This is a genomic window from Sphingobacterium hotanense (genome assembly GCF_008274825.1).
Classification (GTDB): domain Bacteria; phylum Bacteroidota; class Bacteroidia; order Sphingobacteriales; family Sphingobacteriaceae; genus Sphingobacterium; species Sphingobacterium hotanense.
The window spans coordinates 903660-925423 of record NZ_CP030848.1; the positions used below are offsets into that span (position 1 = coordinate 903660).

General features: G+C 42.3%; 20 protein-coding genes. 4 read left to right on the forward strand and 16 right to left on the reverse strand.

What is annotated here, in order from left to right:
* The gene (locus tag DSM08_RS03780; protein ID WP_149524896.1) at positions 1 to 612 is read right to left on the reverse strand and encodes a fumarylacetoacetate hydrolase family protein; all 612 of its coding nucleotides are present in this window, start codon (positions 610 to 612) and stop codon (positions 1 to 3) included.
* A gap of 210 nt (positions 613 to 822) precedes the next feature.
* Here DSM08_RS03780 and DSM08_RS03785 point away from each other — a divergent pair, with 210 nt between their 5' ends.
* The 3 genes from DSM08_RS03785 (at position 823) to DSM08_RS03795 (ending at position 3738) form a co-directional block, all read left to right on the forward strand.
* Positions 823 to 1473: an HAD family hydrolase gene (locus DSM08_RS03785; protein ID WP_149524897.1), complete on the forward strand. Its 651-nt coding sequence runs from the start codon at positions 823 to 825 to the stop codon at positions 1471 to 1473.
* Between the two features lie 63 nt (positions 1474 to 1536).
* Positions 1537 to 2016, forward strand: coding sequence for a gluconate 2-dehydrogenase subunit 3 family protein (locus DSM08_RS03790; RefSeq protein ID WP_149524899.1), 480 nt, complete (start codon positions 1537 to 1539; stop codon positions 2014 to 2016).
* Between the two features lie 3 nt (positions 2017 to 2019).
* Positions 2020 to 3738: a GMC oxidoreductase gene (locus DSM08_RS03795; protein ID WP_149524900.1), complete on the forward strand. Its 1719-nt coding sequence runs from the start codon at positions 2020 to 2022 to the stop codon at positions 3736 to 3738.
* A gap of 91 nt (positions 3739 to 3829) precedes the next feature.
* Here the strand turns inward: DSM08_RS03795 and nrdF are convergent, their stop codons facing one another.
* From nrdF to DSM08_RS03815, 4 genes are all read right to left on the reverse strand, one after another.
* Positions 3830 to 4816, reverse strand: coding sequence for a class 1b ribonucleoside-diphosphate reductase subunit beta (gene nrdF, locus DSM08_RS03800; RefSeq protein ID WP_149524902.1), 987 nt, complete (start codon positions 4814 to 4816; stop codon positions 3830 to 3832).
* Between the two features lie 95 nt (positions 4817 to 4911).
* Positions 4912 to 7017, reverse strand: coding sequence for a class 1b ribonucleoside-diphosphate reductase subunit alpha (gene nrdE, locus DSM08_RS03805; protein ID WP_149524903.1), 2106 nt, complete (start codon positions 7015 to 7017; stop codon positions 4912 to 4914).
* The gene (gene nrdI / locus DSM08_RS03810) at positions 6977 to 7384 is read right to left on the reverse strand and encodes a class Ib ribonucleoside-diphosphate reductase assembly flavoprotein NrdI (RefSeq protein ID WP_187773969.1); all 408 of its coding nucleotides are present in this window, start codon (positions 7382 to 7384) and stop codon (positions 6977 to 6979) included. The genes nrdE and nrdI overlap by 41 nt, the downstream gene beginning before the upstream one ends.
* A gap of 24 nt (positions 7385 to 7408) precedes the next feature.
* Positions 7409 to 7642 carry a glutaredoxin family protein gene (locus DSM08_RS03815; protein ID WP_149524904.1) on the reverse strand — a complete coding sequence of 78 codons (234 nt, stop codon included), beginning with the start codon at positions 7640 to 7642 and terminating at the stop codon, positions 7409 to 7411.
* Positions 7643 to 8122: 480 nt separating this feature from the next.
* On the opposite strand from DSM08_RS03815, the gene DSM08_RS03820 reads away from it, so the two are divergent.
* Positions 8123 to 10519: an alpha/beta hydrolase family protein gene (locus DSM08_RS03820; RefSeq protein WP_149524905.1), complete on the forward strand. Its 2397-nt coding sequence runs from the start codon at positions 8123 to 8125 to the stop codon at positions 10517 to 10519.
* A 460-nt stretch (positions 10520 to 10979) separates the two neighbouring features.
* Here DSM08_RS03820 and DSM08_RS03825 read toward each other — a convergent pair whose 3' ends face one another.
* The 11 genes from DSM08_RS03825 to ilvN all read right to left on the reverse strand — a co-directional run bounded on the left by DSM08_RS03825 (position 10980) and on the right by ilvN (position 21764).
* On the reverse strand, positions 10980 to 11549 hold the full coding sequence (locus tag DSM08_RS03825) for a DUF2911 domain-containing protein (protein WP_149524906.1): 570 nt from the start codon (positions 11547 to 11549) through the stop codon (positions 10980 to 10982).
* A gap of 171 nt (positions 11550 to 11720) precedes the next feature.
* Positions 11721 to 12974 (reverse strand): threonine ammonia-lyase IlvA, encoded by a 1254-nt coding sequence (gene ilvA, locus DSM08_RS03830; protein WP_149524908.1) that lies wholly within the window; start codon positions 12972 to 12974, stop codon positions 11721 to 11723.
* Positions 12975 to 13030: 56 nt separating this feature from the next.
* On the reverse strand, positions 13031 to 14185 hold the full coding sequence (locus DSM08_RS03835) for a 2-isopropylmalate synthase (RefSeq protein WP_149524910.1): 1155 nt from the start codon (positions 14183 to 14185) through the stop codon (positions 13031 to 13033).
* 33 nt (positions 14186 to 14218) lie between these two features.
* A complete protein-coding gene (gene leuB, locus DSM08_RS03840; protein WP_149524912.1) occupies positions 14219 to 15292 on the reverse strand; it encodes a 3-isopropylmalate dehydrogenase in 1074 nt (357 codons plus the stop codon).
* Between the two features lie 3 nt (positions 15293 to 15295).
* On the reverse strand, positions 15296 to 16759 hold the full coding sequence (locus DSM08_RS03845; RefSeq protein WP_149524914.1) for an ATP-binding cassette domain-containing protein: 1464 nt from the start codon (positions 16757 to 16759) through the stop codon (positions 15296 to 15298).
* Positions 16759 to 17343: a 3-isopropylmalate dehydratase small subunit gene (leuD, locus tag DSM08_RS03850; protein WP_149524916.1), complete on the reverse strand. Its 585-nt coding sequence runs from the start codon at positions 17341 to 17343 to the stop codon at positions 16759 to 16761. The genes DSM08_RS03845 and leuD overlap by 1 nt, the downstream gene beginning before the upstream one ends.
* Before the next feature lie 91 nt (positions 17344 to 17434).
* Positions 17435 to 17659 carry an antibiotic biosynthesis monooxygenase family protein gene (locus DSM08_RS03855; protein ID WP_246172439.1) on the reverse strand — a complete coding sequence of 75 codons (225 nt, stop codon included), beginning with the start codon at positions 17657 to 17659 and terminating at the stop codon, positions 17435 to 17437.
* A gap of 18 nt (positions 17660 to 17677) precedes the next feature.
* Positions 17678 to 19075, reverse strand: coding sequence for a 3-isopropylmalate dehydratase large subunit (gene leuC / locus DSM08_RS03860; protein WP_149524918.1), 1398 nt, complete (start codon positions 19073 to 19075; stop codon positions 17678 to 17680).
* A 96-nt stretch (positions 19076 to 19171) separates the two neighbouring features.
* Positions 19172 to 20653 (reverse strand): ketol-acid reductoisomerase, encoded by a 1482-nt coding sequence (ilvC, locus tag DSM08_RS03865; RefSeq protein ID WP_149524920.1) that lies wholly within the window; start codon positions 20651 to 20653, stop codon positions 19172 to 19174.
* 37 nt (positions 20654 to 20690) lie between these two features.
* Positions 20691 to 21161 (reverse strand): DinB family protein, encoded by a 471-nt coding sequence (locus DSM08_RS03870; protein WP_149524921.1) that lies wholly within the window; start codon positions 21159 to 21161, stop codon positions 20691 to 20693.
* Positions 21162 to 21173: 12 nt separating this feature from the next.
* Positions 21174 to 21764, reverse strand: coding sequence for an acetolactate synthase small subunit (ilvN, locus tag DSM08_RS03875; RefSeq protein WP_149524922.1), 591 nt, complete (start codon positions 21762 to 21764; stop codon positions 21174 to 21176).

The following is a 21764-nucleotide window of genomic DNA, read 5'->3' on the forward strand; positions in this document are numbered from 1 at the left end:
TTATTTAATTTGGCATACAAACATGGAATTTCCCTCCAAAAACCCTTCCAGTTTGTCGCCGATCTGAACAGGGCCCACGCCAACCGGCGTGCCTGTATAAATAAGATCTCCTTTACGGATCGTAATGTATTGCGAAATAAAGCTGATTAATGTGTCATAATCAAAGATCATATCCCTCGTATTTCCTTCCTGAACTGTCTCTCCATTTTTTGTTAAAGAGAAAGTTAGTTCCTGTATGTTCTCAAATTCCTCTTTCGGAATGAGGTTACTGATAACAGCAGAATGATCGAAAGCTTTTGCTAGTTCCCAAGGCAAGCCTTTAGCCTTATGTTCGGCCTGTATATCTCTAGCCGTAAAATCTATTCCCAAACCAATAGCGTCGTAGTATTTGTGTGCAAATTTCTTAGAAACATGCTTCCCTTCATTGCACACACGAAGCACGACTTCCACTTCATAATGTACATCCTTAGAAAACTCCGGAAAATAGAAGTCTTTATTATCTTTCAAAACGGCGGTGTCGGGTTTAAGAAAAATAACCGGTTTCTCAGGAACCGGATTATTCAATTCTTTGGCATGATCTACGTAGTTTCTACCTACTGCTATTATTTTCATGAATGTTATTTATTGATGTAAATGCTCAGGAGATTCCGCTCCAACGGCTTAACAAACTTAGCAAAACTGAGAGGGATTAGCAAGATAAGCGCAGTGCCAAGCGACTGCCTCACGAGACTCATTTTATATTTATAGATTCATATGACCGTTTATATGTTAACTCCTGCTGATTTAACATTGTATTAATATTGCAATAACTAACTTTGTCGTATGAATAACTTTAAAGCTGTACTATTCGATTTAGATGGTACTTTGATAGACTCTGAATACTTTTACTATAGCAATTGGGCACCGATTCTTTCAGAAGATTATGGATTAAGCATAACTTTCGACGATTGGATTTCCAATTTTGCAGGACATACCCTAGCTCGCAACGTTGTTATGTTGAATGAGCAATACAAATTGAAAGTCGATGAAGAAGACATGTGGTTTGCAACGCGTTCTAGATATGCAAAAGCAGATATGCGAACGATCAGATTGATGCCACATGCACAAGAAATATTGGAGTTAGTTAAATCGAAAGGGCTAACCACAGGGTTAGTAACCTCCAGTTATAAAACAACAGTAGACACCGTGCTCGGTGAACATAAATTATTAGATTATTTCTCGTTTTTTGTGACTAGAGAATCTGTAGAACAACCTAAGCCCAATCCAGAACCTTATTTACTGGCTACACAGAAGCTCGCTATCCCATCCGAAGAGATCCTGGTAGTAGAAGACACCAGCACAGGATGTACCGCCGCTAAAGCCGCAGGGCTTTATTGCGTTGCTGTTTCTAAACAAGAAGTCGAACGCGAACGCCTTTCTCACGCAGATAAACTTGCCTCTTCGTTAAAAGAAGTGGAAAGTTTATTGTTCTAAACGATTTAGCATTCCAGTTTTCCCGTTTTATTCGTAGATTTAAATCTATTGATTGTAAATCTTATGAATAGACGGACCGCGATTAAGCAGCTATTTGTGGTTGCAGGGGGTATGATGATTGCAACCTCCTGTGATTTCACAGATAAATCAACCAGCATCGTGCTTAATCATCTTAAACTTAATAAAGCAGACGAGGACCTCCTCGCTGAATTGACTGAATCCCTAATCCCTAAAACCGACACGCCGGGCGCTAAGGACCTCAATCTACATCTCTTTGTGATGAAGATGGTCGACGATTGTGCCAGCCCTGAAGAACAGAAAGCTTTCATAGAAGGGTTGAAAGGAGCAGAAACGATTAAAGGAAAGGGGCTAAAGGATATGCAAACCTACCTAGCGGCATTGCCCGCCGAAGATGTCTTTTTCCAACTTCTGAAACGACGTACCATTCAAGGCTACTTGAACTCGGAATATGTCATGAAAAATAAATTGGTGTATGAATTAGTGCCTGGGCGCTATAATGGGGCAATGAAAGTTAACGGATAAGGAATGGCAAATTTAAATATTGATTCTGCGAAAGAACGCAGCTATGATGCTATTGTGATTGGCTCTGGAATATCAGGAGGTTGGTCTGCAAAGGAGCTATGTGAGAAAGGATTAAAAACATTGGTTCTTGAAAGAGGACGTGATGTTCAACATATCAAAGATTACCCGACTACCAATTTATATCCCTGGCAGTTTGAACATCGAGGCGAGATACCCTACGATGTGAAGGAAGAAAACCCCGTGGTTAGCAGATGTTATGCCTTCCGAGAGGATGCACAGCACTTCTTCGTGAAAGATAAGGAGCATCCCTACGTGCAGGAAAAACCATTCGATTGGATACGTGGATACCAGGTAGGAGGGAAGTCCTTGCTGTGGGCCCGCCAAACACAACGTTGGTCCGACTTTGATTTCCAGGGTCCTGCGAGAGACGGCTTCGCTGTCGATTGGCCTATCCGATACGACGACCTCAAGCCATGGTATGATCATGTAGAACGCTTTGCCGGGATCTCGGGCAACAAGGATGGCCTTCCGGAGTTGCCGGATGGCGAATTCCTCCCTGGCTTTCCCTTAAATATCGTCGAAAAATACTTCAAAGAACAGGTTGAATCCAAATACCCTGGACGCAAAGTCATATCGGCTCGTTGCGCGCATCTTTCGAAGCCTAATCAGATTCATCTCGATCAGGGACGCGTACAATGTCAGAATCGATTGCTATGTCAAAGAGGTTGCCCATTTGGTGGCTATTTCAGTTCCAATGCTTCCACGCTACCTTGGGCTGCCAAGACAGGGAACATGACGCTGAGACCAGATTCTGTTGTGCATTCCATCCTTTATGATGATGAAAAAGGAAAAGCGATCGGTGTCAAAGTGATCGACCGAAATACGAAGGAAGAGATTGATTTCTTCGGCAAGCTGATCTTTGTTAATGCTGCCGCCTTGAACAGCAACCTGATTCTCTTGAATTCCAAATCGAAGCGCTTCCCGAATGGGCTGGGCAACGATTCGGATACCTTAGGCAAATATGTCGCTTTCCATAATTACAGTGCTCGGATATCTGCAGAGCATGAAGGGCATTTGGATTATAAAGTCGACGGTAAGAACCCTGCAGGTGGAGGTTACATTCCACGTTTCAGAAATCTGCATAAACAAGAAACCGACTTTCTTAGAGGCTACGCTGCTGGCTTTGGAGCATACCGCCGCTCGGGCTCAGACCAATCCGGCATAGGCGAAGACCTGAAATCTTCCTTATTGAATCCGCAATTGGGCAATTGGGGCGTAGGATCGCATATGATGGGAGAAACGATTCCGAAAGCATCAAACTACGTTGCACTCGATGAAACCCAGAAAGACGAATGGGGAATACCGCAATTGAAGATCTCGGTTGACTATGATGACAACGACGCTAAGATGAAAAAAGACTATCTGGATACGATGGAAGAGATGTTCACGGCTGCCGGCTTCACCAACATACAGCGCAATGAATCGTCACAGGCACCAGGCTTAGATATCCATGAAATGGGAGGCGTACGTATGGGCTTAGACCCGAAAACATCGATGTTGAATAAATGGAATCAAATCCACAGCTGTCCAAACGTCTTCGTGACGGACGGTGCTTGTATGACTTCAACATCTACGCAAAACCCTTCGCTTACCTATATGGCATTCTCCGCTCGCGCAGTAGACTACGCCATCAACGAACTCAAGAAAGGCAACATCAGTTAGCACCTATCCTAAATCGGATACTATAAACATAAAAAAGGCGCCGTAAGGCGCCTTTTTCAGTATCTAATACCTAATATCTATTGTCTAACATCTAAATTTCCACTGTCGCATCCATCGCGAAGTCTTCATTCATCAAATGCACGATTTCCATAGACTTCTCATAGTTTGTAGACTTCTTCGAGAAAAAGTCATGCTGCGTAGTCTCTGTATTCAAACCGTTCAATACAATAGGGTTCACTTGTTTTACTTCAAAGATCGGCTCGAAACCTAAGTTCATTAAGGCCTTGTTACCATTATAACGAACATACTCTTTTACCTCAGCAGTTAAACCTACCACGGTATAAAGCTCTTCAGTGTACTTAATTTCGTTTTCGTATAAGTCATTCAATAAAGCCAAGAAACGTTGTTTTACTTCCTCTTTGTTCGGAAGTTTAGCGAATACTTCTTGAGCAACTAGCCCTACGAATACACCGTGGATAGACTCATCAGCAACGATTTTCTTGATGATATCTGCTGATGCTACCATCTGACCCTGACCACATAACCATAACGGTAAGAAGAATCCAGAGTAGAATAAGAAAGACTCTAATAATACAGATGCTGCCATAGCCATGAACAGCTCCTCGTTAGAAACCTTTTCTTTATCGATTCCGCGATAGTGTTTGTCGATTGTAGCCGCTTTATACTGCAAGAATTTATTCTGCGAAACCCAACCGAATACATCGTTGATTTCGTTTGTTGTCGATACGGTGGTAAAGATCGTAGAGTACGATTTAGCGTGGATAGCTTCCATCATACACATGTAAGACAATACCGCTTTGTTCTGCAAAGAATCGATATGGTCAATGATCTTCGGCATACCTGTATGCGATTGCAAGGTATCCAATAAAGTCAAACCACCTAATGCTTTCTTATAACATTCCTTCATATCCCAGCTCAAACCTTTCCAGCTGTCGATATCTTTGGAAGGAATATACTCGGTGTCAATCCAGAATTGCTTAATATTTTGTTCCCAGAACATCAACGCATAATCGTTATCTGGTGTGTTCCAGTTTACCGCGGTAAATTGTTTACTCATTTTATTCAGTATCGTTGGTGAGAGGCTGAATCGATGTAGATGTCCTACATGCAATTCAGCCCTCTAGTAATATCTTTATCTATTTGTTGTGGAATCTATGCCGAACAAGAGATACACTCTTCAATCGTAGATTTACGTGTTCTTGTGTAATACAAGGATTTCAATCCTAATTTATGCGCATAGATATAGTACTTCGCTAAGTCGCGCGTAGAATCCTTAGAATTCGTGTGAAGGATTGTCGATACCCCTTGGTCAATATGACGTTGGATAACCGAGATCAATTTCAACACTTTCATCTGATCCATGTCATAAGCCGACTTGAAGTAGAAATAGTTGTCGTTCGTTAAGTAAGGCATAGGGTAGTAGGTTGTACTATCTCCATACTCTCTTACCTCAATGATATCTACAATCGGCATCACAGAAGCCGTAGCATTCATGATGTATGAAGTCGACTGGTTTGGAGCGATCGCCAAGCGGTAAGCATGGTAGATACCGTGCTCTTTTACCTGAGCTTTCAAGTTGTCCCAATCCTCAACTGTAGGGATATGAACACCAGCGAATAATTCTTTAACTTTATCAGTTTTTGGTAAGTAATCGCGGTTTAAGTACTTGTCGAAGTATGTTCCGTCAGCATAAGCAGATTTCTCAAAGCCTACGAATGTTCTACCGCGCTCTTTCGCAATCTCCATAGAAGCTTCGATAGAGTAGTAGTTCATCATCATGAAGAATGTATTCGCGAAGTCTAATGCCTCAGTAGATTCATACATGATAAAGCTTTTCGCTAAATAACCGTGTAAGTTCATCGCTCCTAAACCAACAGAGTGCAATTCTTTGTTCGCTTTAGCAATCGATGGAACCATCTCGATGTTCGTTACGTCAGTAACCACTGTCAATGCACGCATCGCTGTTTTTACGGTTTCCTTGATACGTTTGTTGTCCATAACGGTCGCTACGTTCAAAGAACCTAGGTTACAGGAAATACCATAACGGATGGTATCTTCTTTACCGTAGATATTAATATCCGACACTTCTGAAACCTGCATAATCTCAGTACACAAGTTTGAGAATTTAACCTTGCCAATGCCATTCAAAGCATGCTCGCGGTTCGTGTTCTCCTTGAAGAAGATATATGGATATCCTGATTCTTTCTGTGTCTGTGCAATCTTCACTAATAAGTGACGTGCATTGATTTTTTTCTTTTTAACATTTGGATTGGTGATCAGCTCATCGTACATCTCATCCATATCCAATTCGTCTAGGTATTTACCATACTCTTGCATTACCGTATGTGGGTAAATTAAGTAGCAAGGCTCGTCTTTCTCCGCCAATTCCATGAATTTATCAGGAACGATGATACCGATAGACAATGATTTAATACGTACTTTCTCGTCTACGTTGATTTTCTTACAGTCTAAGAACTCCTCGATATCCGAGTGGAAAATATTTAAGTACACAGCTCCTGCGCCCGGACGTTGTCCTAATTGGTTAGCGTAAGAGAATGTATCCTCCATGATCTTCATGATAGGCAATACACCGCCTGCACGGCCCTCAACACCTTTGATAGCCTCACCACGAGCACGAATCTTAGAGATGTTGAACGATACACCACCACCGATAGATGAAAGCTTCATTGCTGAATCTACCGCATAGCCGATACCGTTTAAGTTATCACCAATTTCATCTAAGAAACAGGAAACCAACTCGCCGGAACGTTTCTTTCCAGCGTTCAAGAATGTCGGGGTAGCGGGTTGATATTCTTGATTGATCATGATTTCTGCATACTCAATAGCTTTCTGTACGCCCTCTTCTCTTGCCAAGAATAAAGATACAGCAACAACGCGGTCTTCATAGCGCTCTAAAAACTTCTCGCCAGAGTCGTCGCGCAAGGCGTAACTTTGGAAGAATTTAAACGCTGCCATGAACGATTGGAAACGGAATTTCTTAGCGAATACATAATTGTAAACCTCTTCCATTTGCTCGAATGTAAACCATTCATAGAAATCAATGTAATAGTTGTTTTCTATTAAATAATCTACTTTTTCCTTCAACGTGTAAAAGAATACGGTATTCTTATTTACATATTCAAGGAAATAGGCGCGTACAGCCTCTTTATCTTTGTGGAGGCTGAACTCGTCATCATGTTTGATCATGATTTCGTTGTTAAGCAATATCCAATTTTTCGCTACCTCGTTTGCTATCATAGTGCTGATTTTTGATGATGTCAATAAATTGATTAATATCTTCCAATGTGCCAGAAAGTTCAAATTTCATCGCCAATGGAATGGCATAGTGATCCGAAATCTTCTCCGCTGCGATCGCGTAGTTTCGTCCCCAGTTGCGATTACCGCTAGATGTTACCGAGTAAAGGTGCTCTGCGAATTTATTCGCGAAACCCTCGGTCTTATCAGGAACCTTGCCGAAATTGGTGGTATATGTTACCAAATGGCCGGGCTCAGTAATTACCGTATCCTCTTGAATACGAATAGCTGTCCAGCCTGTAACTTGGATCACTTTGTTGATAAAGCGCTCCACGTTGCCTGTTCGTGAGTCGTAATATAGATAAATCATAGATATAGGCTAAATGATTTAATATTATAATGCGATCTGATCTAACTCGGCAGGGTTAAATCCAATGATACGATTCTTAATCTCGTCGTTCTCCAAAACGATTACCGTCGGCACCGTTCGAACTTTAAACTTAACAGCTAATTCCGGCTCGTCGAATGGATTAATAGTTTCGTAGGCAATACCTTTGTTGTCTAAGTATGCCGATACCTGTGCGCATGGTGCACAGTCATTTTTTTCGAATTTAATGATTCTTGCCATGTTATATTAAGTTTGAAAATCCCAAGCTCGGTAGTAGAGTCCGGAACTTTGATAAATGAAAAAACGTTTGATTGGAGAAGGTTACATTCTCAACTAGAACAAATATCTCATTAATATCTTCAGATACTAAGCTATACTTTTCCACATTGTCCACAACTATCCGCTTAAAACGCGCTTGGCAACACGTGGGTAATAATAAGCTGTTGATTTTCAAGGATTCTACTATGTGGATAACTTGATATGAGGAATTTGTTACGCAAAATACACTGCAATTTGTTCCGTTTTTTTAGTGTCATTTTATCTGCAAAAAATAGACTTTTTATTCCATTTTGCTATATGAAAATCGGATTCGAAAATACAAGAAATTAACCTAAAAATAACAGTCTCTGTAAAAGACTTGTCGCAATATCCGTTAACCCGTTTAATTCAGTATTTTAGGACTTCCAAAAATAACATTGAATTAATATTAACAATTGCATTATGAAAAATTACTTTCTAATAGTCTTTCTCTTGTTAAGTACGCTGGGCTTTGCGCAAGAAAACTTGAGCTACCAAAAGCCATCGGCAGAAATCTTAGCATTAGCAGACTATCAAAGGCCTCCAGCAGTAGTGATTAGCCCCGATAAAAATTGGGTACTATTCCTTTACAGACCAACTTATAAAAGTCTTACTGACCTTGGCCAAGCAGAAACTCGTTTGGCAGGTCTACGTATGAATGCTGCTACGGGTATGCCTAGCGATGAAGTATTTTACAACGATATCGATTTGCGCTCGATGGACGGAAAGCAGACTTTTGACAAGCTTAACCTCCCTAACAACGCCCTGATCGCTAACTTAAGCTTTTCGCCTAACTCTAAAAAAGCAGCATTTACTATCACTGCAGAAAATGGAACAGCGCTTTATGTATTGGATCTAGCGACACGCAGAATTGATAGATTAACGCGCGAAGAACTTAATGCGGTGCTGGACGCGCCATTCCGTTGGAATCGCACTTCGGATAAATTGCTGGTTAACAAAAGAGTGATTCCGCCCGTACGTCGCATCGATGACGACAATGTTCCTGCCGGCCCTATCGTTTCGACAAGCGGCGGTCAGATTTCCCAACTACGTACCTACCAAGATCTATTGAAAACTCCACAAGACGAGGAACAGTTCGTCGAACTGGGCAATTCCCAACTAGTATGGGTAGACCTGCAAGGAAAAGAAGAGAAGTTTAAAGACGCCGATCTATATGTAGGTTCTAGTATTTCGCCTGATGGCAACTATGTAATGGTGAGCACCTTGAAAAAACCATTCTCCTATGTGGTTCCATATTATAACTTCCCACAGGAAACGAATATTTACGACTTGAAGGGCAACTTGGTTAAAAAGGTAAACGAAACACCTTTGATTGAGGTGATGCCTAAGGGTTTCTCTTCGGTTAGACCGGGCAAACGTGCATTTAGCTGGCGTCCCGACAAAGCAGCGACCTTATCGTTTGTGGAAGCTATCGATGGGGGCGATGCAAGCAAGGCCGCAGAATGGCGCGACGAGCTATTCAACTGGGAAGCACCTTTCAACGGCTCACCCAAATCGTTGATGAAAATAGCAGACCGCTTTGGCGGCGCATTCTACGGAAATGATCAATACGCTTTGGTAAGTTCACGCTGGTATGATACCAGAAACGTGAAAACATTCTTGCTGAACCCAACGACAGGTGAAACGAAGCTAATCGACGATAGAAATAGCCAGGATGTGTATGGTGATCCTGGAAAAGTACATTTGGATAAAAACAACTTCGGAACCTATAGCATGTACATCAATAAAGACAATATCTATTTGATCGGCGATGGGTATACGAAAGAAGGTGAGTTCCCATTTATCGACGAGATGAACTTGAAGACTTTGAAGAAGAAACGTTTATATACCGCAAAGGCTTCTGAAATGCAAGAGCGTATCTCATCAGTAGTGGATATTAACAAAGGTGATATCATCGTTTCCTTACAATCGCCAAAGGATTTTCCAAACTACTACAGCAAGAATATCAAATCGGGCAAACAAAAGGCAGTAACCAGCATTCAAAACCCATTTAAATCTTTGGAAGCAGTTCATAAGGAAGTATTGAACTATAAGCGTAAAGACGGCGTGGAACTTTCCGGCACCTTATATCTTCCGGCTGGCTATGACAAGTCGAAAAAGGAGAAACTACCCTTGTTAATCTGGGCTTATCCAAGAGAATATAAAGACAAGGCGACTGCCGGACAAAGCACCAACAACCCGAAGGAATTTACATTCCCTAACTATGGTTCTTTCGTTTATTGGGTATCTAAAGGATACGCCGTTCTTGACAATGCCGCATTCCCAATCGTAGGTGAAGGTACAGCTGAACCCAATGATACGTTTATTCCTCAATTGGTTGCCAACGCCGAGGCAGCGATTGACGCCGTCGATCAACTAGGATATATCGACCGCAGCCGCGTTGCGGTAGGTGGCCACTCTTACGGCGCTTTTATGACAGCACACTTGTTGAGCAACTCAAAACTGTTTGCAGCTGGTATCGCACGTTCTGGTGCATACAACCGTACGCTAACACCTTTCGGATTCCAAAGCGAGCAACGCAACTTCTGGGATAATCCTGAGCTTTACGTAACGATGTCGCCATTTATGAGTGCTGACCGCATGAAAACACCGATGTTGCTAGTGCACGGCGCAGCGGATAACAACCCTGGAACTTTTACATTACAAACTGAACGCTATTTCCAAGCATTGAAAAACCTAGGGGCCCCGGTCCGCATGGTTATCCTACCTCGCGAATCACACGGATATGCAGCTAAGGAAAATATCTTCCACTTATTATGGGAACAAGACCAGTTTTTGGAAAAGTATTTGAAGAAGTAGATTTTAGACATTAGATATTAGACATTAGATTTTAGAGCAGGGGTGAATTCACTCCTGCTTTTTTTGTGCTGTTTTGAACAAGGAAAGGAAGGGGAATTTGTCTTTTAAGCGAGAATAAAGGTTGTTTTGAATGAGGAAAAGAGGGATGCAAGGATTGACAGGATCCTGCTCATCTTTTCATCCTTCCTTTCCTGGTTCAAAGACAACCCATCCTTCCCTTCCAAATCAACCAATCAACCAATCAATCAATCAAGCAAACAAACTATACTGTCTAACATCTAATATCTAATATCTAATATCTCACGTCATAGGTCTAACTACTAAATACTAACTACTAACTACTCCCAATTGAAACCCCAATCAAACCCGCTTCCGAGCGGGTTTGATTGGGGTTTCAATTGGGTTTGTAAGGGTTTTGAAAGGGAAGTGTATCGAAGGATGTTAGAATAGTATATGCAGCTTATTGGTCTGCTTTTACATCCATACTTAGTCCGTATGTTCCCCATCCCAGATGGATTTTTCCGGTCTGGTCTGCTGTAATTTTTAGTCTTTCTAGCGATTCTGTTGTAGTTTCGTTAGGTACTTCGACTTTTAGGACGTCATCTTTTTCCTCGAATTTGGTACCCCATTGTTGCCAATTTTTATTAAAAATTAGGGTGCTGCTTTGCTCTCCCGGAATGGTGTTTAAACCGTACTTTCCTGCTGGAAGTTTTTGTCCGTTTACCGTTACGTTTTTGTCAAATTCGATGGTGGTTGTTTCGTTAGCGCCCGTACGCCAGCGCTCGCCAGGCTTCACAAGGTCTACGCCTATTTCGCGTCCCTTTAATGAGGGGCTACCATAGCGGATATTGATCGTAACGCCGTCGCTGGTGGTCACTGTTGAACTGTCGAGTGGGCTTGCAACTTGTTTCGGTTTATCGGCCTTCGTCATTTTTGTCGCTGGCATCGTTGCCTTGGGCATAGGCGGTTTCTGCGCGTATCCAAGTGTGCATAAGAGCAGAAAACTGATTAGGAATGTTATATTTTTCATATTTCCTCCTTTTGGATTAGTATGTAAATAGAACAAGCCCATCTAAAAATAGTTTGCAGGCGAAAGTGTTAAAATATTGATTATGAATTGGTTTATCTGCTGGTTGAAAATGAAAAGGGGCTGCAGTGCGCAGCCCCCATTTCTAAATATAAGGAACGGTTAGTTGAGCAGTTAAACAAGGTATTCAAATAACGTTTGATCCTTGTTGACTTCGATGAAGTCGAATTTATAAGACTTTAATCGTTCTATAAAGCTGGTATAATCTTTTGGATCGTTCAGCTCGATACCGATAAGTGCCGGACCACGCTCGCGTTCGGTCTTTTTGATGTATTCAAAGCGTGTGATATCATCCTTAGGACCTAATACTTCGGTTACTAATAGACGTAATGCACCGGGGCGCTGTGGGAATCGGACGATAAAGTAATGTTTGAAGCCTTCGTAAAGCAGCGACATTTCTTTTATTTCGCTCATGCGGTCGATGTCATTATTTCCGCCCGAAACGATACAAACTACCTTCTTGCCTTTGATTTCTTCTTTATGGAATTCTAGTGCTGCGATAGATAGCGCTCCGGCTGGTTCTACGACAATCGCATCTTTATTGTAAAGTTCTAATATGGTCGTACAAATCTTTCCCTCTGGGATGGATTTTACGCTATCTAACAGTTGACTGCTAATTTCGTAGGTCAGTGCACCGATTTTCTTTACAGCAGCGCCATCAACAAATTTGTTGATCTGTTCCAATTCAATTGGACTGCCATTTTCCAACGCAGCCTGCATGGAAGGTGCGCCTTCTGGTTCCACACCATAGCATTTTACATTCGGTGCAAACTTCTTCATGTGGTAGCTGACGCCTGAGGACAAGCCTCCACCACCAATGGGGATAAATACAGCATCAATATCCGGTTGATCTTCTAGAATTTCCACGGCTACAGTTCCCTGTCCTTCGATAATCTTGATGTCGTCAAACGGAGGGATGAACGTCATGTGATGTTCTGCAGCATAAGCTAGCGCGCCTTTTTGACAGTCATCAAAGGTGTCGCCCGTAAGGACGATTTCGATATTGCCATTTCCCCACATTTCTGTTTGGGTAATCTTCTGGCGAGGGGTAGGGCCTGGCATAAAAATAACGCCCTTGATGTTCAGTCGCTTGCAGGATAGCGCTACGCCTTGGGCATGGTTGCCCGCAGACGCGCATACAACGCCATGCGACAGTTCTTCAGCAGAAAGACTGCTGATTTTATTGAATGCTCCTCTAAGTTTATAGGAGCGTACTACTTGTAGGTCTTCTCGTTTCAGATAGACTTCGGCGCTATACTTCTCCGATAAATGGTGGTTGTATTGTAAAGGAGTCCTTTTTACTACATCCTTGATTTGTTCTTTGGCCTGAACGCTATCTATGGTTAAGGTTGATAAATCCAAACTCATGTTGGTATTGATTTGTATTAGGGAGTTAAAAGGCTGGAAAACCCAGCCTTTTATTATTATTTTACTAGTGTTAGTAAATCTTCGTCGTTGATGTCTTTCTTCGCATCGGCTAATACTAAGAAACGTTGATAACAATCGGCAAGACTATCTTTGTCTAGGTTGTAGCCTAGGCGCTCTAGGTGATGCTTCAAGGCATGGCGACCGGAGCGTGCCGTAAGGATGATATCGGCTTCTAATAAACCTACATCTTCCGGGCGGATAATCTCATAATTCTCTCTGTGTTTTAGGAATCCATCTTGGTGGATACCCGAACTGTGAGCGAATGCATTGCGGCCAACGATTGCCTTGTTAGGCTGTACAGGCATGTTCATCATTTCGCTAACCTTGCGAGAAAGCGCGGTGAACATGGTGCTGTCGATGTTGGATGTGATGCCGCCGAACGATTGCTTATGAACTTTTAAGATCATAGCTACTTCCTCTAACGAAGTATTTCCGGCACGTTCGCCAATACCATTGATGGTACATTCCACCTGGCGAGCACCGTTCTGTACAGCAGCGATAGAGTTTGCCGTCGCCAGACCTAGGTCGTTGTGGCAATGTGCAGAGATGATAGCTTGGTCGATGTTTTGAACATGATCTTTTAAGTATTTGATTTTAGCACCGTATTGATCCGGCAAACAGTAACCGTTTGTATCCGGGATATTGACTACCGTTGCGCCTGCGCCAATTACGGCTTCGATCATTTGTGCTAAGAATGCTAAATCAGCACGTCCGGCATCTTCCGCGTAGAACTCTACGTCTTCGACATAGGTTTTTGCATGTTTCACCGCTTCAACCGCACGCTCTAAGATTTCCTCGCGTGTGCTGTTGAATTTGTACTTGATATGCATGTCTGATGAGCCGATACCAGTGTGTATTCTTGGTCGCTTCGCATATTTCAATGCTTCAGCAGCTACATCAATATCGTTTTTGTTAGCACGGGTCAGTGCACAGATAATTACATTGTTGACAGCTTTAGATAATTCCACTACGGATTGGAAATCGCCAGGACTAGATACAGGGAAGCCAGCCTCAATGATATCGACGCCTAGGCGTTCCAAATCTTTGGCAATCTCGACTTTCTCTGGTGTCGTTAATTGACATCCCGGTACTTGTTCTCCATCTCTCAAGGTAGTGTCGAAAATGTATAAGTGATTAGGATCGTGTAACATGTCGTTTCTATTTATGTTTATTCCTTGGTTAAATTACTTGATGAATTCTAATACTTTAGCGCCCATTTCGTTGGTGCCTAATATTTTGTCGGCAGGGGTTTCTGCATTAGCAATGTCGCCTGTTCTCCAGCCGGCTTTCAAGGTATCAGCAACGGCTTGCGTCACTGTTTTTGCTTCGTCCTGTAGTCCGAATGCGATGTCCAGCATCAATGCTGCGGATAGGATAGAGGCGAGTGGATTTGCTTTATTCTGGCCTGCAATATCGTGTGCTGAGCCATGGATAGGTTCGAAAAATCCAGTGCCATCGCCCATCGATGCCGAAGCTAGCATACCCATAGAGCCTGCTATCTGTGATGCCTCATCCGTTAGGATATCGCCGAAAAGGTTCGCCGTAAGCACGACGTCGAATTTCTTAGGGTTCTTCACTAATTGCATAGCGGCATTGTCGATGAACATGTGCTCTGTTTCTACATCGCTATACTCTTGAGCAAGCTCTTGTACCACTTCGCGCCATAGTCTGGACGTTTCTAACACATTGGCTTTATCTACCGAGCATAGTTTTTTGCTGCGTGTTCTCGCTGCTTCAAAAGCTTTGCGCGCGATGCGCTCCACCTCATAGCGGTGATAGTTCATTAAGTCAGATGCGAAGGTGTTGTCCTCGTTGCGGTTTTTCTCGCCGAAGTACACATCGCCCGTTAGTTCGCGGAAGAAAAGTATATCTGTTCCACGTAAAACCTCAGGCTTTAAGCTGGAAGCGTCCAATAGTTCATCGAATAATAGGATTGGGCGCAGGTTAGCATATAAGCCCAATTCTTTACGTATTTTCAATAACCCTTGCTCCGGGCGTACCTTTGCCGAAGGGTCGTTGTCATATTTTGCATGTCCGATAGCACCGAAAAGAATAGCATCTGAGGATTTAGCTTTTTCTAATGTCTCATCTGGCAGTGGATTTCCGGTAGCTTCAATGGCTGTATGACCCATAATCGCTTCGTCAAAAACGAACTCATGGCCGTATTTTTCTGCTATAGCTTCTAATACTTGTTTTCCCCAAGTCGTTACTTCTTGTCCAATTCCATCTCCCGGAATAATAAGAATGTTCTTTCTCATATACTATAAAACGTTTTCTACTTTATGTTCAATGGCTTTTACTTCGCCACGCTCTAATACAATTCTATGTTCAATGCAGTTTGGCAGTTGGCTTTCATAATGGCCAACATAGATTAACGTCTTGCCATATTGGCAAAGCTCGTCTACTACATCGTTAAAATACTTAGCCTGTGTGGTATCTAATCCCTGACACGGCTCATCCAACACCAAGAGGGGAGGATTCTTTATAATGCTTCTGGCCAGCATGGCCAGTCGCTGCTTCCCGAGGGGAAGCGTATGGAGCAATTGATCTTTATGTTCGGTAAGATCAAAGAAATCCATGAGTTCTTCAATTTGTTTTTTCTCCTGAAATTTTACATCGATAAACCATCCGATGCTATCGTAGAATCCAGAAGCAAGGGTATGCCATACGGTCGCCTGCTGATCAAAATACCAGTGCATCTCCGGCGAGATCATGCCGATCTTCTCCTTGATGTCCCAAATGCTCTCGCCAGATCCTCGTGGATTGCCGAATAACGATATGGACAAACCGTAGGACTGCGGGTGGTCGCCATTGATTAAGCTCAATAAAGTCGACTTCCCGGAACCATTCGGTCCTTGTAATAACCATTTTTCGCCTACCTTGACAGACCAGGAAACCTTTTTCAAGACTTCCTTTTCACCATATCGGATGACAACATCCTTTAATTCCGCGATATGCGAATATGGCGTCTCAGGGATGGCTTTCAGGAAGCTAGGCAATGGCTTCTTGACGCGTTGCGCGTCTTGCAATACCTCGTCTAGACTATCAGCTTTTTCAATACGGCCATCAACAAGTTGTACGATGGAATTAATTCCATGAGGCAATTGCTTATCGTTTGTAATCAATAGCAACTGAACACCCTCGACGATCAATTCGTCTAGCAATTCGTTGAGTACTGCGCGTGAATTTGTGTCAAGGCCGGTGTAAGGTTCATCGATGATGAGCAACTGCGGTTTTTGCCAAAGTCCCTTGACTAATTGTAATTTCTTGTGTTCACCGCTGGATAACTCGATCAATTGGGACTGCTGTACATTCTCAAATCCGAAAGCCTTGATCTTTTCCTGAATTGCGGAAAAATCTAAGCCTTCTTTTTCTGCGAAATGCATCAATTCTGCATGCACCGTCAGCGTATCATGTCCTTGGTGACGGTTATAGCGCTGCTGATAATAGAAATTACGGTCGCCTTCAAGATTGGTAAACTGATACCAATTGGCGACATACACTGTTTTTTGAGCTAAAGAGCTGGACAGGTCGTAGTTGATTTCCACCTGTCCAGTTCCTTTGACAAGTCCGGCTATGGCTTTCGCTAAGCTAGTCTTGCCGGAGCCAGATTTACCAGCCAATACAAGCTGTTCGCCTTTCGCAATGGTCCATGACAAATCCTGCAAAACGGAATGTCTTCCGTATGCGAGCGAAAAGTCTCGTATATGCACCGTTACTGGCATTATCTTGCTGCTTCGAAGTTTTCTATTTCTGCTTTATGGCTTAAGATGAAGTCGATATCATCATAGCCATTAATTAGGCATGATTTCTTGTAAGGATTGATTTCAAAGGTGAATTGATCACCTGTTTCGGCAATCGTTAGTGTCTGTGCCTCTAAATCGACAACAAGTTCCGTATCCGGATTAACAAATACCTTGTCGAAGATTTTCTCTAGGAATTCCTCTGAAACCGTGATAGGTAATACGCCGTTGTTCAAGGCATTGCCTTTGAAGATATCCGCGAAGAATGAGCTAACAACCACATCAAATCCGTAGTCTTGTATAGCCCATGCAGCATGCTCACGGGACGAACCACATCCGAAGTTCTTTCCAGCAACAAGAATCTTTCCTGAATAGGTAGGATTGTTCATCACGAAGTCAACCTTCGGCTGATCGTAACTGTCGAATCGCCAGTCACGGAATAAGTTGTTACCGAAGCCTTCGCGTGTTGTCGCTTTTAAGAAACGCGCCGGGATAATCTGATCGGTATCTATGTTTTCTATCGGTAGAGGAACTACGCGTGAGGATAGTTTTTCAAATTTTTTCATCTCTTTATTTATTATGCTTTAGAGGAATGTCAGAATTAAATGTAATGTTCGACCTTAGGAAAAGGATCGTAAAAGTGATGTAACAGCTTTTTCAATCCTGATACACTTCTGATTGCCTAAAGCCAATCGTGTGATCTTCTAGGGTTTTCCAATGGACAAGCAGGATATATTGATCATCATGCTCCATACACTTTTTTAATTCATGGTTTATATATCCGTCGATGGACTGTATGATTGCTTCAGCTTCTTTAAAAGCCTTCTCAAATTCGCTAGAAAGACCAGCTTTAATATGTAGAATTGCAACCTCCAATACCATAGACGAGAAACCTCTTCGTTATACCAATTCTCTTACGTCTACGATTTTGCCGGCTACTGCTGCTGCTGCTGCAGTCAATGGGCTTACCAACATCGTACGAGCATTTGGCCCCTGACGTCCTTCGAAGTTACGGTTAGAAGTCGAAACACAGTATTTACCTGCAGGAATCTTATCCTCGTTCATCCCTAGACATGCTGAACATCCGGGTTCACGAAGCATGAAGCCTGCTGCTTCAAATACCTTGTCGATACCTTCTTCTTTTGCCTGGGCTTCAACTTGTTTTGATCCCGGAACAATCCAAACTTCTACATTGTCGGCTTTCTTTTTACCTTGGACAAAGGCAGCGACTTGACGCAGATCTTCGATACGAGAGTTTGTACAACTTCCAATAAAGACATAATCAACGGGCTTGCCGATTACAGAATCGCCATCATGGAAGCCCATGTAATCCAGCGCTTTTTGATAGGATGGACGCTCATTCTCAGGTTGAGAATCTGTGGTTGGGATGTGTTCCGTAATACCGATCCCCATACCCGGGTTAGTACCATAGGTAATCATCGGTTGGATATCCGCAGCGTCAAATATTAATACTTCATCGAATTGTGCATCATCATCAGAGTATAATGTTTTCCAATAGGCTAATGCTTTATCCCATTCTTCGCCTTTTGGAGCAAATTCTCTTCCCTTGATATATTCGAAGGTAGTTTCATCCGGTGCAATCAAACCACCGCGAGCACCCATTTCTATACTCATATTACAGATCGTCATTCGACCCTCCATACTTAAAGAACGAATAGCTGAACCTGCGTATTCAACAAAATATCCAGTCCCACCAGCAGCAGAGATTTTTGAAATAATGTAAAGGATGATATCCTTCGCACCTACTCCGTTGCCTAATTCACCATTGACCTCGATCTTCATGGTCTTTGGTTTCTGTTGCAATAAACATTGTGTAGCAAATACCTGCTCAACCTGTGAAGTACCAATACCAAATGCAATAGCACCGAAAGCACCATGCGTTGAAGTATGGCTATCCCCACACACCATTGTTTTTCCGGGAAGTGTAATACCTAACTCAGGACCTATAACATGGACAATACCTTGGTAAGGGTGTCCTAAGCCGTATAGTTCAATGCCGAATTCTTTACAGTTTTTTGTAAGCATATCTACCTGATAGCGAGATAGCTCTTCTTTTATTGGAAGGTGCTGATCTAATGTAGGCACATTATGGTCAGCAGTGGCTACCGTTTGTTGAGGTCTGAATACCGGTAGTCCTCTTTTGCGTAATCCATCGAAAGCCTGCGGAGAGGTTACTTCATGGATTAGATGGGTATCGATATATAACATATCTGGAAACCCTTCAGCACGCTTGACGACATGTGCATCCCAAATTTTTTCTACTAATGTTTTTCCCATTTCTTTTATTGAACTGTTTGGTTTTAATTGTAAATGGGGTAAAATTATGAGATTATTAATTTTACCCCATTGAAAGCTATCTAATTTACGAAAAATTTAAATAGTTTTAATAGCTTTCATGGCAGTCATAGCTTTACGCAGCTTTCTACCCACTACTTCAACCTCGTGATTACGTAATTGCTCATTGACCTGAACCAATGTTATATTGTCTACTGACCCGTCTTTGCCTTCATTATAGTTTTTACCCACAACATCCGTGTCGATTTTGCTCATGAAGTCCTTCAACAATGGCTTGCATGCCTGGTCGAATAGGTAACAACCGTATTCTGCCGTATCGGAGATAACACGGTTCATCTCGAATAATTTCTTACGAGCGATAGTATTTGCGATTAATGGAGTCTCGTGTAATGACTCGTAATATGCAGATTCTGGCTTGATACCTGCGTCTACCATGGTTTCGAAAGCTAATTCCACACCTGCACGAACAAATGCAGACATCAATAAATAGTTATCGAAGTATTCTTGCTCGTCGATTTTAACATCACCAGCAGCAGTCTTTTCAAAAGCGGTTTCTCCAGTTTCTGCTCTCCATTTCAATAGATTCGCATCGCCATTCGCCCAGTCTTCCATCATTGTTTTGCTGAAATGACCCGACATAATATCGTCTTGGTGTTTTTGGAATAAAGGACGCATAATGTCTTTCAATTCCTCCGACAATTGGAAAGCTTTAACTTTAGCTGGATTGCTCAAACGATCGAACATACCGCTCACACCACCATGTTTTAACGCTTCTGTGATCACTTCCACACCGTATTGAACAAGTTTTGCAGCATAGCCGGCGTCGATTCCTTTCTCTACCATTTTGTCAAATGATAGGATAGAGCCTGTTTGTAATAAACCACAAAGGATAGTTTGCTCGCCCATTAAGTCTGATTTCACTTCCGCTACGAAAGATGATTTCAAAACACCTGCGCGGTGGCCACCCGTTCCGACACAGTAAGCTTTTGCTTCTGCCCAGCCCTTACCTTGAGGATCATTCTCCGGGTGAACAGCGATTAGCGTAGGTACGCCGAATCCTCTCAAGTATTCTGCACGAACTTCTGAGCCCGGACATTTCGGTGCTACCATGATAACAGTAATATCTTTACGGATCTGCATACCTTCTTCTACGATATTGAAACCGTGAGAATAAGATAATGTAGCGCCTTCTTTCATCAATGGCATTACCGCATTGATTACCGAAGTGTGTTGTTTATCTGGAGTTAAGTTGATCACTAAATCAGCAGTAGGGATAAGTTCTTCATAAGTTCCTACATTGAAGTTGTTATCCGTTGCATTTTTCCAAGAATCTCTTTTTTGTTCAATAGCTTCTTTACGTAAAGCATAAGATACATCTAAACCACTATCTCTAAGGTTCAAACCTTGGTTCAAGCCTTGAGCACCACATCCTACGATTACGATCTTTTTACCTTTTAAAGCATTTACACCATCGTTGAATTCTGAAGAATCCATAAACTCTGCGACACCTAATTGATTTAACTGCTCTCTAAGAGGTAATGTGTTGAAATAATTTGCCATTGCTGTACTGTTTAAAATATTTTTCTTTTTAGATTGATTATTGATTGTTGATTATGCGTTTTTGGGCTACTGCGTATCCCAGATGCAGGTTGTCATGGCCAATGGAGGTGGTCAGGACATCTTCGATGGTATTCATCGTTGCACCATAAGTAGCAGTTTCATAAGCTGTAATAATATCGAATACACCTTCCTTGTAATCATTTTCGATTTCCTCGATCGTCGATAAGGCTAGGGCTTTCAGTTCATCGACTTCCGCTTGCTCCACAAAGTATGTTGGCTTTGTGCCTTTAGCATATGCATCCACATACTTTACCCAGCTTACGCCTTCTTTGATTCCAGTGCGTGTATAGCTCAGGGTCTGTGTGCTGACAACGATATGGCCGAAGTTCCAAATGATGTTGTTATTGAAACCTGCAGGGACTTCGTTCAACTGTTCTAAGTTAAGTTCTTCGATTAATTTGATGAAAGCACGGCGACTCTCGAATATGAATTTAAATACATTTTCCATCTACGTCCCGAATTACATAGTAAATACATCATCACGTTGATCCAGGAACTCGTTTTCAACGATTTCCGGTGCTGGCTCTTCCTGTTCGAACTGCTTAAGCTTTTTGTGGAATCCTGCGCTATCTTTAATGATAGCGATACGAGCGCCACGAACAAATTCGATAAGCTTGTACTTCCCAAGTTCTTCCGTTAGGCGGTCGATCTCTTCGCGATGTCCTGCTGTTTCGAAGACGATGTAGTCATTACGGATAACAACAACGTTAGCTCCGTACTGACGTAATAAACGCTCTACATATGCTTTCTCAGCAATTACATCTGCTGGGACCTTATATAAAGCTTGCTCTTGCCAAATTAACTCATCGTTCGTATTGAAATAAGCTTTCAATACTTCCACTTGTTTTTCAATCTGACGGCATAGCTTGCGGACAACCTCTTCCGATTCGGTAATCAGAATCGTGAAGCGGTGTATATTTTCCACCTCAGAAGGGGAGGTGTTCAAACTTTCTATATTGATTTTACGGCGCGAGAAGATTCCGGTGATACGGCCGATCATCCCGATAGTATTTTCTGTGTAAACAGTTATTGTATATTCTTGCTTTTCCAT

Bases quoted from the DNA above. Each gene is read 5' to 3' on its own strand.
- nrdI (WP_187773969.1), bottom strand. From the start codon at position 7,384: ATGATTTATCTATATTACGACTCACGAACAGGCAACGTGGAGCGCTTT.
- DSM08_RS03820 (WP_149524905.1), top strand. From the start codon at position 8,123: ATGAAAAATTACTTTCTAATAGTCTTTCTCTTGTTAAGTACGCTGGGC.
- leuD (WP_149524916.1), bottom strand. From the start codon at position 17,343: ATGAAAAAATTTGAAAAACTATCCTCACGCGTAGTTCCTCTACCGATA.
- leuB (WP_149524912.1), bottom strand. From the start codon at position 15,292: ATGAGAAAGAACATTCTTATTATTCCGGGAGATGGAATTGGACAAGAA.
- DSM08_RS03815 (WP_149524904.1), bottom strand. From the start codon at position 7,642: ATGGCAAGAATCATTAAATTCGAAAAAAATGACTGTGCACCATGCGCA.
- ilvA (WP_149524908.1), bottom strand. From the start codon at position 12,974: ATGAGTTTGGATTTATCAACCTTAACCATAGATAGCGTTCAGGCCAAA.
- DSM08_RS03790 (WP_149524899.1), top strand. From the start codon at position 1,537: ATGAATAGACGGACCGCGATTAAGCAGCTATTTGTGGTTGCAGGGGGT.
- DSM08_RS03855 (WP_246172439.1), bottom strand. From the start codon at position 17,659: ATGGTATTGGAGGTTGCAATTCTACATATTAAAGCTGGTCTTTCTAGC.
- DSM08_RS03845 (WP_149524914.1), bottom strand. From the start codon at position 16,759: ATGCCAGTAACGGTGCATATACGAGACTTTTCGCTCGCATACGGAAGA.
- DSM08_RS03870 (WP_149524921.1), bottom strand. From the start codon at position 21,161: ATGGAAAATGTATTTAAATTCATATTCGAGAGTCGCCGTGCTTTCATC.
- DSM08_RS03785 (WP_149524897.1), top strand. From the start codon at position 823: ATGAATAACTTTAAAGCTGTACTATTCGATTTAGATGGTACTTTGATA.
- DSM08_RS03795 (WP_149524900.1), top strand. From the start codon at position 2,020: ATGGCAAATTTAAATATTGATTCTGCGAAAGAACGCAGCTATGATGCT.
- nrdF (WP_149524902.1), bottom strand. From the start codon at position 4,816: ATGAGTAAACAATTTACCGCGGTAAACTGGAACACACCAGATAACGAT.
- DSM08_RS03780 (WP_149524896.1), bottom strand. From the start codon at position 612: ATGAAAATAATAGCAGTAGGTAGAAACTACGTAGATCATGCCAAAGAA.
- ilvN (WP_149524922.1), bottom strand. From the start codon at position 21,764: ATGGAAAAGCAAGAATATACAATAACTGTTTACACAGAAAATACTATC.
- DSM08_RS03835 (WP_149524910.1), bottom strand. From the start codon at position 14,185: ATGTTACACGATCCTAATCACTTATACATTTTCGACACTACCTTGAGA.
- leuC (WP_149524918.1), bottom strand. From the start codon at position 19,075: ATGGGAAAAACATTAGTAGAAAAAATTTGGGATGCACATGTCGTCAAG.
- nrdE (WP_149524903.1), bottom strand. From the start codon at position 7,017: ATGATAGCAAACGAGGTAGCGAAAAATTGGATATTGCTTAACAACGAA.
- DSM08_RS03825 (WP_149524906.1), bottom strand. From the start codon at position 11,549: ATGAAAAATATAACATTCCTAATCAGTTTTCTGCTCTTATGCACACTT.
- ilvC (WP_149524920.1), bottom strand. From the start codon at position 20,653: ATGGCAAATTATTTCAACACATTACCTCTTAGAGAGCAGTTAAATCAA.